The sequence below is a fragment of the Marinomonas hwangdonensis genome (assembly GCF_003721245.1).
In the GTDB taxonomy this organism is placed as follows: domain Bacteria; phylum Pseudomonadota; class Gammaproteobacteria; order Pseudomonadales; family Marinomonadaceae; genus Marinomonas; species Marinomonas hwangdonensis.
Genome location: NZ_RIZG01000003.1, coordinates 398956 through 414646 on the forward strand (window position 1 = coordinate 398956; position 15691 = coordinate 414646).

Annotated in this window: 18 protein-coding genes; 15 read left to right on the plus strand and 3 right to left on the minus strand. The window is 44.1% G+C overall.

All coding sequences use genetic code 11. From position 1 onward, the window contains the following. The first annotated feature begins 375 nt into the window (after positions 1-375). The 13 genes from mnmG to EBI00_RS07400 all read left to right on the plus strand — a co-directional run bounded on the left by mnmG (position 376) and on the right by EBI00_RS07400 (position 11927). A complete protein-coding gene (mnmG, locus tag EBI00_RS07340) occupies positions 376-2265 on the plus strand; it encodes a tRNA uridine-5-carboxymethylaminomethyl(34) synthesis enzyme MnmG (protein WP_123095261.1) in 1890 nt (629 codons plus the stop codon). Positions 2266-2318: 53 nt separating this feature from the next. Next, positions 2319-2945, plus strand: a complete 627-nt coding sequence (rsmG, locus tag EBI00_RS07345) for a 16S rRNA (guanine(527)-N(7))-methyltransferase RsmG (RefSeq protein WP_123095262.1) — start codon at positions 2319-2321, stop codon at positions 2943-2945. A gap of 3 nt (positions 2946-2948) precedes the next feature. Further along, complete coding sequence (locus tag EBI00_RS07350; RefSeq protein WP_123095263.1) at positions 2949-3716, plus strand: ParA family protein; 768 nt, start codon at positions 2949-2951, stop codon at positions 3714-3716. A 65-nt stretch (positions 3717-3781) separates the two neighbouring features. Beyond that, on the plus strand, positions 3782-4669 hold the full coding sequence (locus EBI00_RS07355) for a ParB/RepB/Spo0J family partition protein (RefSeq protein WP_123095264.1): 888 nt from the start codon (positions 3782-3784) through the stop codon (positions 4667-4669). A 162-nt stretch (positions 4670-4831) separates the two neighbouring features. Beyond that, a complete protein-coding gene (locus EBI00_RS07360; protein WP_123095265.1) occupies positions 4832-5236 on the plus strand; it encodes an ATP synthase subunit I in 405 nt (134 codons plus the stop codon). Between the two features lie 49 nt (positions 5237-5285). Next, positions 5286-6113, plus strand: coding sequence for a F0F1 ATP synthase subunit A (atpB, locus tag EBI00_RS07365; RefSeq protein WP_123095266.1), 828 nt, complete (start codon positions 5286-5288; stop codon positions 6111-6113). 65 nt (positions 6114-6178) lie between these two features. Continuing rightward, a complete protein-coding gene (atpE, locus tag EBI00_RS07370; protein WP_087610906.1) occupies positions 6179-6436 on the plus strand; it encodes a F0F1 ATP synthase subunit C in 258 nt (85 codons plus the stop codon). Between the two features lie 57 nt (positions 6437-6493). Beyond that, positions 6494-6964, plus strand: coding sequence for a F0F1 ATP synthase subunit B (locus EBI00_RS07375; RefSeq protein WP_123095267.1), 471 nt, complete (start codon positions 6494-6496; stop codon positions 6962-6964). An 11-nt stretch (positions 6965-6975) separates the two neighbouring features. Continuing rightward, positions 6976-7512 (plus strand): F0F1 ATP synthase subunit delta, encoded by a 537-nt coding sequence (locus tag EBI00_RS07380; protein ID WP_123095268.1) that lies wholly within the window; start codon positions 6976-6978, stop codon positions 7510-7512. A gap of 38 nt (positions 7513-7550) precedes the next feature. Beyond that, positions 7551-9095 carry a F0F1 ATP synthase subunit alpha gene (gene atpA / locus EBI00_RS07385; RefSeq protein WP_123095269.1) on the plus strand — a complete coding sequence of 515 codons (1545 nt, stop codon included), beginning with the start codon at positions 7551-7553 and terminating at the stop codon, positions 9093-9095. An 82-nt stretch (positions 9096-9177) separates the two neighbouring features. Continuing rightward, positions 9178-10038 carry a F0F1 ATP synthase subunit gamma gene (atpG, locus tag EBI00_RS07390; protein ID WP_123095270.1) on the plus strand — a complete coding sequence of 287 codons (861 nt, stop codon included), beginning with the start codon at positions 9178-9180 and terminating at the stop codon, positions 10036-10038. A 29-nt stretch (positions 10039-10067) separates the two neighbouring features. Continuing rightward, positions 10068-11444 (plus strand): F0F1 ATP synthase subunit beta, encoded by a 1377-nt coding sequence (atpD, locus tag EBI00_RS07395; protein WP_123095271.1) that lies wholly within the window; start codon positions 10068-10070, stop codon positions 11442-11444. A gap of 63 nt (positions 11445-11507) precedes the next feature. Further along, positions 11508-11927, plus strand: a complete 420-nt coding sequence (locus EBI00_RS07400; RefSeq protein WP_114410473.1) for a F0F1 ATP synthase subunit epsilon — start codon at positions 11508-11510, stop codon at positions 11925-11927. A gap of 85 nt (positions 11928-12012) precedes the next feature. On the opposite strand, the gene EBI00_RS07405 is transcribed toward EBI00_RS07400, so the two are convergent. Then, a complete protein-coding gene (locus EBI00_RS07405) occupies positions 12013-12762 on the minus strand; it encodes a TrmB family transcriptional regulator (RefSeq protein WP_123095272.1) in 750 nt (249 codons plus the stop codon). Positions 12763-12869: 107 nt separating this feature from the next. Between EBI00_RS07405 and tcdA the strand changes: the two genes are divergently transcribed. Both tcdA and EBI00_RS07415 read left to right on the plus strand, forming a co-directional pair. Then, positions 12870-13649 carry a tRNA cyclic N6-threonylcarbamoyladenosine(37) synthase TcdA gene (gene tcdA, locus EBI00_RS07410; protein WP_123095273.1) on the plus strand — a complete coding sequence of 260 codons (780 nt, stop codon included), beginning with the start codon at positions 12870-12872 and terminating at the stop codon, positions 13647-13649. 3 nt (positions 13650-13652) lie between these two features. Then, the gene (locus EBI00_RS07415) at positions 13653-14060 is read left to right on the plus strand and encodes a DCC1-like thiol-disulfide oxidoreductase family protein (RefSeq protein ID WP_123095274.1); all 408 of its coding nucleotides are present in this window, start codon (positions 13653-13655) and stop codon (positions 14058-14060) included. Here EBI00_RS07415 and EBI00_RS07420 read toward each other — a convergent pair. Next, positions 14057-14464 (minus strand): SufE family protein, encoded by a 408-nt coding sequence (locus EBI00_RS07420; RefSeq protein ID WP_123095275.1) that lies wholly within the window; start codon positions 14462-14464, stop codon positions 14057-14059. The genes EBI00_RS07415 and EBI00_RS07420 overlap by 4 nt on opposite strands. A gap of 6 nt (positions 14465-14470) precedes the next feature. Next, positions 14471-15688 carry an aminotransferase class V-fold PLP-dependent enzyme gene (locus tag EBI00_RS07425; RefSeq protein ID WP_123095276.1) on the minus strand — a complete coding sequence of 406 codons (1218 nt, stop codon included), beginning with the start codon at positions 15686-15688 and terminating at the stop codon, positions 14471-14473. Positions 15689-15691 lie beyond the last annotated feature (3 nt).

Consider the following 15691-nt stretch of genomic DNA (forward strand, 5'->3'; position numbering starts at 1 on the left):
AGTTTTGCACAGTTTTTAACAACTCAACACAAAAAAATTCACTCTGTATAACTAGGCACTTTATGCACAGGAATAAGTTATCCACACCACAGGTAGTTACCCCACCTCTTAACAAGATGTTATCAACATAACTAATTACAAAGTATGGGGTTTTTAATGTTATGCACAGATTTTTTGTTACTACATAAACATAACAAACATAAAAAGAAATATATAATATACTAAGTTATTAATATTGATGACCGGGTATTCGAGGTGAGGCGTCTTTCTTTTTCAAAATTAGCCGATATACTAGGCCACCTTATCGAATCTGTTCGTTTTTTATTCATTTACTCACAGTTATTCAACTTATATTTAGCTTAGTCAGAGGTTTATGTGGATTTCCCAAGTCGCTTTGATGTGATTGTGGTTGGTGGTGGTCATGCTGGTACAGAAGCCGCTTTAGCCGCTGCTCGCATGGGTGTAAAAACCCTTTTGTTGTCACACAACATTGAAACATTAGGACAAATGTCCTGTAACCCAGCCATTGGTGGTATTGGGAAATCACATCTTGTTAAAGAGATTGATGCGTTAGATGGAATCATGGGGTTGGCAACAGACAAGGCTGGCATTCAATTCCGAACTCTCAATTCTCGTAAAGGACCCGCAGTAAGAGCCACTCGTGCTCAAGCCGATCGCATACTTTATAAAGCCGCCGTGCGCGAAAAACTGGAGAACCAAGAAAACCTGTGGCTGTTTCAACAGTCGGTTGAAGATCTCATCGTAGAAAATGGCGCAGCTCGAGGTGTTGTTACACAAACAGGTATTCGCTTTAACAGCAAAACGGTAGTGTTGACGGCAGGTACCTTTTTAGGCGGCATCATCCATGTAGGTTTAGAAAATTACTCTGGTGGCCGCGCTGGTGATCCTCCATCCATCGGTTTAGCTCAAAAGTTGCGGGCATTACCGTTCCGAGTTGATCGCTTGAAAACGGGTACTCCGCCACGTATAGATGCACGTTCTGTTGATTTTAGTCAGATGCAAGCACAACCTGGTGATGACATTACACCAATTATGTCCTATATGGGCAATCGTCAAATGCACCCACGACAAATTGAGTGTTTCATTACCCATACCAATGAAGTTACTCACGACATTATTCGTGCAGGTATGGATAGATCTCCCATGTATACAGGGGTAATAGAAGGTATAGGACCGCGTTACTGTCCTTCTATTGAAGATAAAATCGTTCGATTTGCGGATAAAATCTCTCACCAAATATTTATCGAACCAGAAGGGTTAACCACGCACGAGTTGTACCCAAACGGGATTTCCACTTCATTGCCATTTGATGTGCAAATTGAACTGGTTCGCTCGATGAAAGGTATGCAGAACGCACACATTACTCGTCCCGGCTACGCAATAGAATACGATTATTTTAACCCTCAAGATTTAAAATATTCGTTAGAAACCAAGCATATGCCAGGTTTGTTCTTTGCTGGACAAATCAATGGCACCACTGGATACGAAGAAGCGGGTGCGCAAGGATTGCTTGCTGGTTTAAACGCAGCATTACTAGCACAGGAGAAAGATGCTTGGACACCACGTCGTGACGAAGCTTACTTAGGCGTGTTGGTGGATGATTTGATTTCCATGGGAACCAAAGAGCCTTATCGCATGTTCACTAGCCGAGCAGAATATCGTCTAATTTTGCGCGAAGACAACGCGGATATGCGTTTAACAGAAAAAGGGCGTGAACTGGGTTTGGTTTCTGACGAACGATGGGCGGCTTTTTGCAAAAAACGTGACGCTATCGAATTGGAAACGCAGCGCCTTAAGTCTAGCTGGATTGTGCCAAATTCGCCTGAGGCCGACGTCATTAATCCCAAATTAGAAACGCCGATCACTCATGAGTACAGCTTGTTAGATTTGCTTAAACGTCCGAATGTCGTTTACGCCGATGTGGCAAGTTTAAAAAATGCTCTTGATGAGCCCGTTGATGAGCAAGTATCTGAACAGGTACAAATTGCTGTAAAATACGCGGGTTATATTTCTCGTCAAGCCGAAGATATTGAACGTCTACGTCGTCAGGAAAATACGGCGTTACCCGATGATTTGGATTATTCAAAGATGGAAGGTTTGTCAAATGAAATCAAACAGAAGTTGACGCAGTTGCGTCCAGCCACGCTTGCCGCCGCTTCTCGAATTCAAGGGGTCACTCCAGCCGCCGTGTCTTTACTTCTGATTCATTTGAAAAAACGTGCCATTGCACGCAAAAGTGCCTAGAATCATCAGCCGATAATCCTCAATGGCTAATAATTTAGAGAAATGGATCGACTGTGACACATTTTGACACCATTCAAAAAGGCGCCCAACAAATGGGCGCCCCATTAACTGATCAAACCATTCAAACGCTGGTGAACTATCTAACCATGCTGGAAAAATGGAACAAAGCCTACAATTTGACCGCCATTCGTGACATTGAACAAATGGTTTCTTTGCATCTGTTAGATAGCTTAGCGACGCGGCCATTTATTACTGGGGAACGTATTATTGATGTTGGAACGGGCCCAGGTTTGCCCGGTATGGTCTTGGCCATATGTTTCCCTGAGAAGCAATTTACTTTGCTAGACAGCAACGGTAAAAAAACGCGCTTTCTGACACAAGTTAAAATGGAGCTGGGTATTCGTAACGTCACAGTGGCTAATGAAAGGGTAGAAAAACACCCTCATCAGGGAACATACGACCATGTTATTTCACGTGCTTTTGCGTCTATACAAGACATGATTAATTGGACTTTACCGCTTCCGAAAGAAACGGGTAATTTTTTGGCAATGAAGGGGGTTTATCCTAGTGATGAATTGGCCGCACTGCCGGACACCATAAATATTATCTCCGTGGATCCTCTCGTTGTGCCCAATATTCAGGCTGAGCGTCACATGGTAGTGATGGCGCGTAAAGGATAGACCATGGCAAGAATTATTGCAGTGACCAATCAAAAAGGTGGTGTGGGTAAAACGACCACCTGCGTCAATCTAGCGGCGTCTTTAGCGGCCATGAAACGCCGAGTGTTATTGATCGATCTTGATCCTCAAGGGAATGCAACCACAGGCAGTGGTTTTACCAAAGACGAATTAGACACCAGTGTTTACGACGTGCTTGTGGGAACCCATGGCGTCAAAGAAGTGATGAAAAAAAGCATGCCAGGTGACTATTGGGTGCTGCCGGCCAATGGGGATTTAACTGGGGCCGAAGTGGCTCTGTTGGGATTACCAAGTAAGGAAACTCGCTTGCGTGCTGGATTGTATGATGTGGATACGGACTTCGATTTTGTCCTGCTTGACTGCCCACCGGCACTAAATATGCTAACGGTAAATGCGTTGGCGGCATCACAAGGTGTGCTTATTCCGGTTCAGTGTGAATACTACGCTTTAGAAGGACTTACGGCACTACTACAGACTATTGAACGCATTACTCAGGCGTTGAACCCTTCACTAGAAGTAGAAGGGATCTTGCGAACTATGTACGATCCGCGACCGAGTTTAACGCACGATGTATCAAATCAGCTGCATAAACACTTTGGTGACAAGGTGTTTGATACTGTGATCCCTCGCAATATCCGATTAGCTGAATCACCAAGTTATGGTTTGCCAGTATTACATTATGAAAAGCAGTCTCGCGGTGCCATCGCGTATCTTGCATTGGCTGGTGAATTTATTCGTAAGTCTGCTTTATAGAAGAATATTGCAGCAGCAACAAGAAGACACTCTGTCGGCTTTATTATTAATTAGGGTTTAATGACATGACGATGAAAAAAAGAGGTCTGGGCCGCGGTTTAGACGCATTATTAGCGCCACAATCAACCCCAACACATGAGGTTGAAAGCGGGTCTGATAATGAACAAATAAAAGGCTTAACCTATTTACCTGTTGATTGGCTTTCTAAAGGCAAATTTCAACCTCGTCGTGACATGAACTCAGCACAGCTAGAAGATCTAGCGGCCTCTATTCGTACTCAAGGCATTATGCAGCCTATTGTGGTGCGACCTAATGGCCATAATCAGTATGAGATCATTGCGGGCGAACGTCGTTGGCGTGCGGCTAAACTGGCCAACTTAACCCAAGTGCCGGTAATAGTGCGTCATGTTGAAGACGCAGACGCCGTCGTGTTGGCGTTGATCGAAAATATTCAGCGTGAAGACTTGAACCCAGTTGAAGAAGCACTCGCCTTGCAACGCTTGGTGGAAGATTTTCATCTTACACAGCAAGAGGTCGCCGACACGGTAGGCAAATCTCGTTCAGCCGTTGCGAATTTACTGCGTTTACTGGGTTTAACCCCCGAGGTACGACGCTTGCTTGAGCACGGTGATATTGAAATGGGTCACGCCAGAGCCTTGCTGCCACTAGAACATGACAAGCAAATTCAGGCCGCTTCTCAGGTTGTTACCAAATCCTTATCGGTAAGAGAAACCGAAAAACTGGTAAAAAATCTTCAGCATGTGGATTCTAATCCGAATAATAAGCCGATTTTACCTGATTTGAGTGTCGAGGCGGAGCGTATTAGTCAAAAAATCAACGCTGCGGTTAAGATTCAGCCCTCTACTAAAGGCAAAGGTAAGCTGGTGATTGAATACCGTAATCCTGAACATTTAGAATTATTAATAGCGGATTTTTTCACGACTAAGGAATGACGTCACAAAGTCAGATATGAAAATGTTGATGGCATATAGCCATCATTCACATTCTGGTCATGAGATTAAGTTGAACACGGCTGTTAATACCCATATAATGCGTCGAATTTTGTAAAACGTCACATTGATTGCACTTTGTTGTGTGAATAAAGAGAGTTAGTAATGAAAGTAACGAAGCCGTTAAGCGCGAGTGAAATAGTCACCGCGAGAAGAAAAGCGGTCTATCGTTTCGTTATGCTGCAATTTTTATTAATTATTTTTGTGTCTTTGGGAATTTTCTACATTGCTGGCTGTCAGAGCGGGTACTCTTTTATTTTGGGTGCTTTGGCGAGTATTTTGCCCAATGTATATATGGCTTGGCGAATATTTGGCTATAAAAAAGTCATGCCTGCGAGAGAGGTTGTTAAATCTTTCTACAGAGGTGAAGCAGGAAAGTTGGTGTTTACTGTTTTACTCTTGTCTTTGGTTTTTATGTTTGTGAAACCTTTGGCTGTAGGAAGTTTTTTTGCAGGTTTTGTTCTAGCAATTTTGAGCCACTGGCTCAGCCCAGTTATCATTAAACAATAATGGTTAATTGGTGCACAGTTTTTATCATTGAAAGAGCGTGGATATAAATATGGCAAGTGAAAATCCAACAGCTTCGGAATACATAAAGCATCACCTTCAGAATCTGACCTTTGGTCAACACCCTGACGGTAGCTGGGGTATTGCGGAGACATCTAAGCAAGCTTCGGATATGGGCTTTTGGGCGATACACCTTGATACAATGGGATTCTCCATTGGTTTGGGTATTTTGTTCTTAGCATTGTTCCGTATGGCGGCAAAAAAAGCATCAGTGGAGACGCCAAGAGGTCTACAGAATTTTGTAGAGCTTATGGTTGAGTTCGTTGATAACTCTGTCAAAGAGAGTTTTCACGGCAAAAGTAAAGTCATTGCGCCTTTGGCTCTGACTATTTTTGTGTGGATATTTTTGATGAACCTTATGGATTTGGTCCCTGTTGACTTCGTCCCAAGGATTGCCAGCGATATTTTTGGCTTAGAATATTTCAAAATCGTTCCGACAACAGACATTAACGCTACTTTAGGTTTGTCTTTGTCTGTCTTCTTTTTGATTATTTTCTACAGCATTAGCATGAAGGGATTTGGTGGTTTTGTGAAGGAACTAACTTTACAGCCATTTAATACGCCTATTATGATTCCATTCAACTTTGTGTTGGAAATGGTAGGTTTGTTGGCGAAGCCGGTTTCTTTAGCGCTGCGTTTGTTCGGTAACTTGTATGCGGGTGAATTGATATTCATTCTAATTGCTATTTTACCATGGGGTGTTCAGTGGATGTTGTCTGTGCCATGGGCGATTTTCCATATTCTAGTTATCACATTACAAGCCTTCATCTTTATGATGTTGACGATTGTGTACTTGAGTATGGCTCACGAGAAACACTAAAATATTGTAATTAAAGTAATAATTTATAAACCTCGAATCTAAAACTGTAAAATCTAGGAGTTAAAATGGAAACTGTAGTTGGTTTAACTGTTATCTCTGTAGCAATCCTTATTGGTTTAGCTGCATTGGGTACAGCGATTGGCTTTGCTATCTTGGGTGGTAAATTTCTTGAAGCGAGTGCTCGTCAACCAGAGCTTGCACCAATGCTACAAACCAAAATGTTCATCGTTGCAGGTCTTTTGGATGCTGTATCTATGATTGGTGTTGGTATTGCGTTGTTCTTCACTTTCGCTAACCCATTCATTGCTCAGGTTGCTGGCTAATACGTCGCTTTATTGTAAGTGATTTATTTTTTGAACGACTAGAGCGAGGATATTAGCGTGAACTTGAATCTCACACTTATAGGCCAAGCTATTTCGTTTGCGATTTTTGTCTGGTTCTGCATGAAATTTGTGTGGCCACCAGTAATTGCTGCGCTCGAAGAGCGCAGCAAGAAAATTGCAGACGGTTTAGAAGCAGCGAACCGCGCTTCACGTGACCTTGAGTTGGCACAAGAACAAGCCGCTCAAATTTTACGTGAAAGCAAAGACAACGCGGCCGAGATTATTGAACAAGCCAACAAACGTGCGAACCAAATGATTGATGAGGCGAAAGAGCAGGTGATTGCCGATGGCAAGCGTCTGCGCGAAGCAGCACAAACTGAAATAGAACAAGACGTCATGCGTGCTAAAGAAGCATTACGTGCTCAAGTTTCTGTTTTGGCTTTTGCTGGAGCCGAGAAAATTTTGGGCGCCACTATTGACGAAAAAGCACATAGCGAGATCGTTGAACAGCTCGCCAAAGAGCTTTAAGCGAGGGTCTAATGGCTGAATTAAAAACAGTCGCGCGACCGTACGCTAAAGCGGTTTTCGAAGTTGCTAGAGAACAAGGCCACATTTCTGAGTGGGCTGAAACGTTAAATACGTTAGCCGCTGTGACATTGGAACCTAAGCTCAAAAAAGCACTTGGTAATCCAGCTTTTAGTGCGGAAGAGAAGGCAAACGCTCTGGCTGATGTTTGTGCAGAAGTAACAACTAAGCAAGGCAAAGCATTTTTGTTAGCCCTTGCAGTGAACAAGCGTTTATCGCTTCTTCCTGCTATTTCTGAGTTGTTTTTACAGTTCAAGTTGAACTACGAGAAAGCTGTAAACGTTAAGTTTACATCGGCATTCGAATTATCAGCGGAACAAACACAAGCATTAGCCGATTCATTGAGTAAAAAGTTGGATCGTACAGTCAACTTAACTAATGAAACAGACGCGAGCCTAATTGGTGGCGTGGTTATCCGTACAGGTGACTTAATCATCGACGGTTCAGTACGCGGTAAATTAGCGAAACTGGCCGGGGCGATAAACTCCTAGTGTTTCGTTAAATCGAAACCAGGGTTGAGGAATTTAGCATGCAGCAACTGAATCCATCTGAGATCAGCGAGATTATCAAGAAGCGCATCGAGAACCTCGATGTGTCTTCTGATGCCCAAAATGAGGGCACAATTGTCAGCGTGGCAGACGGTATCGTTCTGATCCACGGCTTGGCAGACGTTATGTACGGGGAAATGATTGAATTCCCTGGTGGTGTTTATGGTATTGCTTTGAACCTAGAGCGTGACTCTGTCGGTGCAGTAGTACTTGGTAAATACCAAGACCTTGTAGAAGGTCAAAAAGTGAAATGTACAGGTCGTATATTGGAAGTTCCAATTGGTCCTGAATTGCTTGGTCGTGTTGTTGACGCATTGGGTAACCCAATCGACGGCAAAGGCGCTATCGATGCAAAACTAACGGATAAAGTTGAAAAAGTGGCGCCAGGCGTAATCGAACGTCAGTCAGTTGATCAACCGATTCAAACCGGTTACAAAGCCATTGACGCCATGGTGCCAATTGGTCGTGGTCAACGTGAGTTGATCATCGGTGACCGTCAGATTGGTAAGACCGCTCTAGCAATCGACACCATTATTGCTCAGAAAGATTCTGGCATTAAGTGTGTGTACGTAGCGATCGGTCAGAAACAATCTACTATTGCTAACGTTGTGCGTAAGCTTGAAGAAGCTGGCGCAATGGAATACACCACAGTAGTAGCCGCTGGCGCATCTGATCCAGCAGCAATGCTTTACATAGCGCCATACACTGGTTGTACAATGGGTGAATATTTCCGTGACCGTGGTGAAGACGCGTTGATTATTTATGATGATTTGACCAAGCAAGCTTGGGCTTACCGTCAGATTTCCTTGCTTCTTCGTCGTCCGCCAGGTCGTGAAGCCTACCCAGGTGACGTGTTCTATCTTCACTCTCGTCTTCTTGAGCGTGCATCTCGTGTAAACGTTGATTACGTAGAGAAATTCACCAATGGTGAAGTGAAAGGCAAAACGGGTTCTTTGACCGCATTGCCAATCATCGAGACTCAAGGTGGTGACGTATCTGCATTCGTACCAACCAACGTTATCTCCATCACAGATGGTCAGATATTCTTGGAAACGAGCTCATTTAACGCCGGTATTCGTCCAGCGATGAATGCCGGTATTTCGGTATCTCGTGTAGGTGGTGCAGCACAAACTAAAATCGTCAAGAAACTTGGCGGTGGTATTCGTCTTGCATTGGCTCAGTATCGTGAATTGGCGGCTTTCGCTCAGTTCGCATCTGACTTAGACGAAGCGACTCGTAAGCAGCTAGAGCACGGTAAACAGGTTACTGAACTGATGAAACAAAAGCAGTTCTCTCCTATGTCTGTAGCTGATATGGGCGTAGTTCTTTACGCTGCTAATGATGGCTTCCTTGAAGATGTTGAAACAAGCAAAATTGGTAGTTTTGAAACGGCTTTGTTGGGCTACATGAACAGTGAGCACACTGATCTTATGGCTGACATTAACAAAACTGGTAATTTTAACGGCGAGATTGAAGCGACATTTAAAGCGGCAATCGAGAAGTTTAAAGCGACGCAAACTTGGTAATGAGTTTGGTGACAAGCGATTAAAGCCTGTCACCACTTTCTTGCAGTTTGTGAAATAACATTCTCACAAGGGCAGTTCTATTATGGCAGTCGGAAAAGAGATACGCACTCAGATTTCGAGCATTAACAATACGCGTAAAATTACTCGTGCTATGGAAAAAGTAGCGGCAAGTAAAACGCGTAAAGCTCAGGATCGTATGGCCGCTTCTCGTCCGTATGCGGAACGAATTCGCCAAGTAGTTGGTCATTTGGCCAATGCGAATCCTGAGTATAAACACCGTTACCTTACCGAACGTGAGGCGAAGCGTGTTGGTTATATCGTAATCTCTTCTGATCGTGGGTTATGTGGTGGTTTGAACGTTAACGTGTTCAAAAAAGCCATTAAAGATATGAAACAGTTTGCTGATTCGAATGTTGAAATCGACATTTGTGCGATTGGCGGTAAAGCGGTTTCTTTCTTTCGTAACTACGGTGGAAATGTAACAGCAGCCTTCACCGGTTTAGGTGATGCACCTAAAGCTGACAATTTAGTCGGCAGCGTAAAGGTGATGCTAGACGCATTTGATGAAGGTCGTATCGATCGTCTTTATGTGGTTTCAAATGAGTTCGTGAATACCATGACTCAAACCCCGACGATTGAACAACTTTTGCCATTAAAAGCGGAAGAGAATACAGAGTTACAGCACCACTGGGATTACATTTATGAACCAGGAGCCGTCGAAATTTTGGACGAATTATTGGTTCGCTATATTGAATCTCAAGTATATCAGTCAGTTGTTGAGAACATTGCGTGTGAACAAGCAGCTCGTATGCTTGCGATGAAAAACGCAACAGACAACGCCGGCGATATCATTGATGAATTGCAGTTGGTGTACAACAAGGCTCGTCAAGCAGCGATTACTCAGGAAATTTCTGAGATAGTCAGTGGCGCGGCAGCGGTTTAAGGTATTTAGGTATTTAAGAGGATCCGAACATGAGTAGCGGACACATCGTACAGGTTATCGGTGCTGTTATGGACGTGGAATTTCCACGTGATAGCGTGCCAAAAGTATATGATGCCCTGACCATTGAGGGTAAAGCGTTGGTGTTGGAAGTTCAACAACAACTAGGCGACGGTATTGTTCGTACCATCGCCATGGGTTCTACTGACGGTATTAAACGTGGTTTGGTTGTTGAAAACACAAACAAGCCAGTTTCTGTACCAGTTGGTACTCAAACACTAGGACGTATTATGGACGTTCTAGGTAACCCAATCGATGAAAAAGGCCCTATTGGCGAAGAAGAGCGTTGGTCTATTCACCGTTCTGCTCCATCTTACGCAGAGCAGTCTTCTAGCAACGAATTGCTAGAGACAGGTATCAAGGTTATCGACCTTGTTTGTCCTTTCGCGAAAGGTGGTAAAGTTGGTCTGTTTGGTGGTGCCGGTGTAGGTAAAACCGTAAACATGATGGAACTTATCCGTAACATCGCCATCGAGCACAGCGGTTACTCTGTATTCGCTGGTGTTGGTGAGCGTACTCGTGAAGGTAACGACTTCTACCATGAGATGACTGATTCGAACGTAATCGACAAAGTATCTCTTGTATACGGTCAAATGAACGAGCCACCAGGTAACCGTCTACGTGTTGCTTTGACTGGTTTGACAATGGCTGAGAAGTTCCGCGACGAAGGTCGTGACGTACTTTTCTTCGTAGATAACATCTACCGTTACACGCTTGCGGGTACAGAAGTGTCTGCATTGCTAGGTCGTATGCCATCTGCGGTAGGTTACCAGCCTACACTAGCTGAAGAGATGGGTGTTCTTCAAGAACGTATCACCTCTACTAAGACTGGCTCTATCACGTCTGTTCAGGCGGTATACGTACCTGCGGATGACTTGACTGACCCGTCTCCAGCAACAACGTTCTCTCACTTGGACGCAACCGTTGTATTGTCTCGTGACATCGCATCTTTGGGTATCTACCCAGCGATCGATCCTCTTGACTCTACTTCACGTCAGCTTGACCCACTCGTTATCGGTCAAGAGCATTATGACGTAGCACGTGGCGTTCAAATGGTATTGCAGCGTTATAAAGAATTGAAAGACATCATCGCAATCTTGGGTATGGACGAGTTATCTGAAGAAGATAAGCAAACGGTTAACCGTTCTCGTAAAATTCAGCGTTTCTTGTCTCAGCCTTTCTTCGTAGCAGAAGTATTCACTGGCTCTCCAGGTAAATATGTTTCTTTGAAAGACACTATTCGTGGCTTTAAAGGCATCTTGGATGGTGAGTTTGATGATCTTCCAGAGCAAGCGTTCTACATGATTGGTAGTATCGACGAAGCCGTCGAGAAAGCTAAGAAACTTTAACCATCACGCGTAGCAAAAGCGTCATTAGACGTTTTTGCTAAGTATGACTAAGAGAGGCAACTTATGGCTATCACAGTACACTGCGATATCGTAAGCGCTGAACAAGAGATTTTTTCCGGCTCGGTCCAATTTCTTGTGGCTTCAGGATATAATGGTGACTTAGGTATTATGCCTGGTCACGCTGCATTATTGACGACGTTAGAAGCGGGTCCTGTTCGTGTGGTTAAAGAAAATGGTGACGAAGAGGTAATCTTCGTGTCCGGTGGCTTCTTAGAAGTTCAACCGCACCGTGTCACCGTCTTGGCTAACACAGCCACTCGTGCAAGAGATCTGGACGAAGAGGCTGCAGTGAAAGCGAAAGAGCATGCGAAAGAGCTTATAGCTAATCAGCAAGCTGATGTCGACTATTCTCGTGCAACTGCGGAATTAGCAGAAGCTGTTGCGCGTTTGCGTACGATTCAGCAGTTCCGCGAGCACAAATAAGCGGTAATGTTGAGTTTGAAGTCAGAAAAAGCAGCTTTCGAGCTGCTTTTTTTATTGCCTGTGATTTGAGTGCAATGTTGTTTTTTTAGAGCATCTTCCACAAAGTATCGAAGATGATCTGCTGTGCTTTGGCGATGTCTTTGGATTCCAATACCACGGCAGAGGGAAAGTTGTTACTTGCTAGAGAAATAATGGCACATTTGGGGGGATAGATAGCGATATAGCTGGCATCGACTGAACCTTCCGTCTTAATCCACTTACGTTCTGATAATTCCGCTTCTTCGCCACCGTCACCCAAAGCAATTACTTTTACATTAATGCCCAACTTAACGCGTTGTTTCGTGTAGTTGGGAAACGGGCGGTATAAGAAGGGTCGAATAGGTTTAGAAGAAAACACACAATATTCTTTATGGTCTTGTTCAGACACCACGTTTAAAATGTCGCGCAGTACCCATTCTATCCCATCGTCACCTTCATAATAACGCACGTTAGTGTGGTGATAGTCAGGCTGCTGCTGATGTAGGCTCGGAATGATGGTATTTTTTAAGGACTCAATGGTTTTATCAAGGCGGCTGCGTTTTTCTTCCGCTAAATTTAACAGAATATCCGGGTTTTCAGCGGTAAAAAAACGGCGTTTGCCTTTTGGAAAATAACTCACAACACCCTTACTTTGTAATTGTTTAAGCGACTCATAAGTGGTTCCTCGATTGATGCCACTGTGTTCAGCAATATCTCGAATTGACGAGGGACCGAGTTTTAATAGAGTCTGGTAAAGCTGAGTTTCTCTTGGTGTCAAACCAAGTTGTTCAAAGGCTTGTTGAATGCTAGGGCTCATTATTTTTCGTCTTAATATAATAGGTATTTTTAGTACTTAACTGAGTCAAAGAATACACGTATTGACATCAAAAAGCGCAGGGTGATCGTCCTGTGAGGAGAAAAGAAGTGACAGATGATCAACGATTTGGTGGTATTCGCCGTCTATATGGCGATGCTGCGTATGAGTTTTTTACTCAAGCACAGGTTTGTGTCATCGGCATTGGCGGCGTTGGCTCTTGGGCGGCTGAGGCCTTGGCTCGCTCAGGTATTGGACACATTACCCTTATTGATATGGACGATGTTTGCATCACCAATACCAACCGTCAAATACATGCTTTAGATGGCAACATTGGTCAATCGAAGGTCGATGTTATGGCGGAACGTATCAAGTTGATTAATCCAAATTGCCAAGTAACTTGCATCGAAGATTTCATTACCCCAGATAACATTCCTGAGCTTCTCTCCAAGCCGTTTGATTATATTATAGATTGTATAGATAGTATTAAACCTAAAGCCGCTCTAATGGCGTGGAGTAAAAGTAATAAACGCAAAGTGATTACGGTTGGCGGCGCCGGTGGTCAAATTGATCCGACGAAAATTCTAATTGGCGATCTTGCGAAAACAGAAAGAGACCCGTTAGCAGCGAAACTTCGTAACTTTCTACGACGTTACTACAATTTTACACGCAACCCGAAACGTCGATTTGACATCGAATGTGTGTATTCCACCGAGCAATTGCGCTACCCGCAAGGAGACGGCACGGTTTCTCATCAGCGTTTAAAAGGCGATACAGAAACCAAAATGAACTGCGACACTGGCTTTGGTGCTAGCACCGCCGTAACGGCTTCTTTTGCGTTTGTGGCGGTGTCGAGAGTATTGGAAAAACTGGCTCAGAAAGCGAATTAACGCATGACAGACAAACAAATTCTGCTCATCTATGACAAGGAATGTCCTGCTTGTCATTTTTATTGTCAAATTGTTCGCATACGTCAAAGTGTCGGGCAATTAGTACTTATTGATGCGAGAGAAAATCCAGCCGTGTTGCAAGAAATCAGCGCCAAGGGTTTGGACCTTGATCAAGGTATGGTGTTGAAAATGGATGGGCAACTATACTACGGTGCGGACGCTATTCATCTTTTAGCCTTGCTGAACGGCCGATCTGGCGTATTTAACCGTTTGAATTATTGGCTGTTTAGCTCCAAAAGGGTAGCAGCTATTTTATACCCAATATTAAGATCTTGTCGTAACCTGTTGTTGAAAATCTTGGGTAAAACTAAGATCAATAACCTAAAGCAAGATGATAATGAAGAGTTTTAGTGTGATGTTATTTTGTCCAAAATCGCTAATACGCCATTGGTTCTAGAGCTGGTTAGGTAGCTTGATAAGTTGAGTTCGGCCAGTTCGGCTTTTAGATCCATTTGTTGAATATCTGCGAGAGATTTTCCTTTTACTAAGCTCAGTATGGCGACGAGTACGCCGCGCATAAGTTTGGCGTCGCTGTCAGCTTTGAAATGGCGTAGACCATCTTTTTCTTCAATGATGAGCCAAACCGCGCTTTCACAGCCTTTTATTTTATTGTCTTCGGTCTTTTCTTCAGCTGTCAGTCTTGGTTGTGTTTTGCTCAACATCACCAAGGTTTTGAACGTGTCTTCTTTGCTACGGCAAGCTTGTAGTTGGGCTTTTATGTCTATTGGCCTTTGTTGTCCTAAAGGGTCAGTCATTGCTTGTTACTCCTCGTTTAATAGATCTATGGCTTCTAATAGAACATCACAGAAGCGATTGGCTTCTTCCATGGTGTTGTAACAAGCGAAGGAGGCACGTAAAGTTCCGGCTACGCCAAGTTGTGCCATTAACGGATGGGCACAGTGACTGCCTGCTCGGACAGCGACACCTTGGCTATCTAGGTAAGCGTTCAAATCCAAGATATGGATATTGGGTACACTTAGTGAAACCAAGGTGGTGTTCTTCTCAGGCGAATAAAGCTCTATACCACCTGCCTTATGCAGTCTTGTGTAAACGTGTCTGGCGAGAGATTGTTCCCACGCCAACAAAGCCAAGCGATCCTGTGTACAGAGAAAATCACACGCTGCGGCCAAGCCGATAACGCCTTCGATATGCGGTGTGCCTGCTTCGAGTCGATAAGGTAGCACATTAAATTCGGTGGCTTGATGAGAAACATGGCGCACCATTTCACCGCCCGTTTGATACGGCATCAAGACTTCTAATGCATGATTTTTGCCATACAAGACCCCGATCCCCGTTGGACCATACATTTTATGACCGGAAAACACATAGAAATCACAGTCTAATGCTTGTACATCAACAGGGTAATGGGCCACCGCTTGGGCACCGTCTACCAGCGTAAAAGCGCCTTGCTGTTTAGCGAGGTCTAACATGACTTGTAACGGGGTACTTGTACCTATGGCGTTAGAGATTTGTGTGGCAGCGAAGATACGTGTGCGATCGGTAAAATAACGCGCATATTCTTCCTCCCATTCGCCTTTTGATGTGAGTGGTAATACGCGTAAACGTGCGCCGGTACGAAACGCCAGTTGTTGCCAAGGCACTAGATTGGCGTGGTGCTCTAAACTGGTGATGAGGATTTCATCGCCTTTTTCGAGCAAGTGCTCAAGACCATAAGCCACGGTGTTGATGGCTTCGGTGGCGCCTTTTGTCCAAATCACGTGGCTCTGTAATGGCGCGTTAATAAAACGCGCGACGGTTTCTCTGGCCTGCTCAAAACGGTTGGTGGCGCGATCACTTAGAAAGTGTGCGCCTCGATGAACATTGGCATTGAAGCTTCGATAATAGTCTTGAATCGCGTCCAGCACCCACAGTGGCTTTTGAGTCGTGGCGGCATTATCTAGATAAACTAATGGGTGATCGTAGGCGGGTTGCGACAAGATAGGGAAAAGGGGACGAAGTGATGTAGGATCAAAAACCATGAG

What these genes read in the sequence shown, in the direction of transcription:
- EBI00_RS07400 (WP_114410473.1), top strand. Translation starts at nt 11,508, where the DNA reads ATGGCTATCACAGTACACTGCGATATCGTAAGCGCTGAACAAGAGATT.
- atpE (WP_087610906.1), top strand. Translation starts at nt 6,179, where the DNA reads ATGGAAACTGTAGTTGGTTTAACTGTTATCTCTGTAGCAATCCTTATT.
- atpB (WP_123095266.1), top strand. Translation starts at nt 5,286, where the DNA reads ATGGCAAGTGAAAATCCAACAGCTTCGGAATACATAAAGCATCACCTT.
- EBI00_RS07415 (WP_123095274.1), top strand. Translation starts at nt 13,653, where the DNA reads ATGACAGACAAACAAATTCTGCTCATCTATGACAAGGAATGTCCTGCT.
- atpA (WP_123095269.1), top strand. Translation starts at nt 7,551, where the DNA reads ATGCAGCAACTGAATCCATCTGAGATCAGCGAGATTATCAAGAAGCGC.
- EBI00_RS07405 (WP_123095272.1), bottom strand. Translation starts at nt 12,762, where the DNA reads ATGAGCCCTAGCATTCAACAAGCCTTTGAACAACTTGGTTTGACACCA.
- EBI00_RS07380 (WP_123095268.1), top strand. Translation starts at nt 6,976, where the DNA reads ATGGCTGAATTAAAAACAGTCGCGCGACCGTACGCTAAAGCGGTTTTC.
- atpG (WP_123095270.1), top strand. Translation starts at nt 9,178, where the DNA reads ATGGCAGTCGGAAAAGAGATACGCACTCAGATTTCGAGCATTAACAAT.
- EBI00_RS07425 (WP_123095276.1), bottom strand. Translation starts at nt 15,688, where the DNA reads ATGGTTTTTGATCCTACATCACTTCGTCCCCTTTTCCCTATCTTGTCG.
- EBI00_RS07350 (WP_123095263.1), top strand. Translation starts at nt 2,949, where the DNA reads ATGGCAAGAATTATTGCAGTGACCAATCAAAAAGGTGGTGTGGGTAAA.
- atpD (WP_123095271.1), top strand. Translation starts at nt 10,068, where the DNA reads ATGAGTAGCGGACACATCGTACAGGTTATCGGTGCTGTTATGGACGTG.
- EBI00_RS07420 (WP_123095275.1), bottom strand. Translation starts at nt 14,464, where the DNA reads ATGACTGACCCTTTAGGACAACAAAGGCCAATAGACATAAAAGCCCAA.
- EBI00_RS07355 (WP_123095264.1), top strand. Translation starts at nt 3,782, where the DNA reads ATGACGATGAAAAAAAGAGGTCTGGGCCGCGGTTTAGACGCATTATTA.
- EBI00_RS07360 (WP_123095265.1), top strand. Translation starts at nt 4,832, where the DNA reads ATGAAAGTAACGAAGCCGTTAAGCGCGAGTGAAATAGTCACCGCGAGA.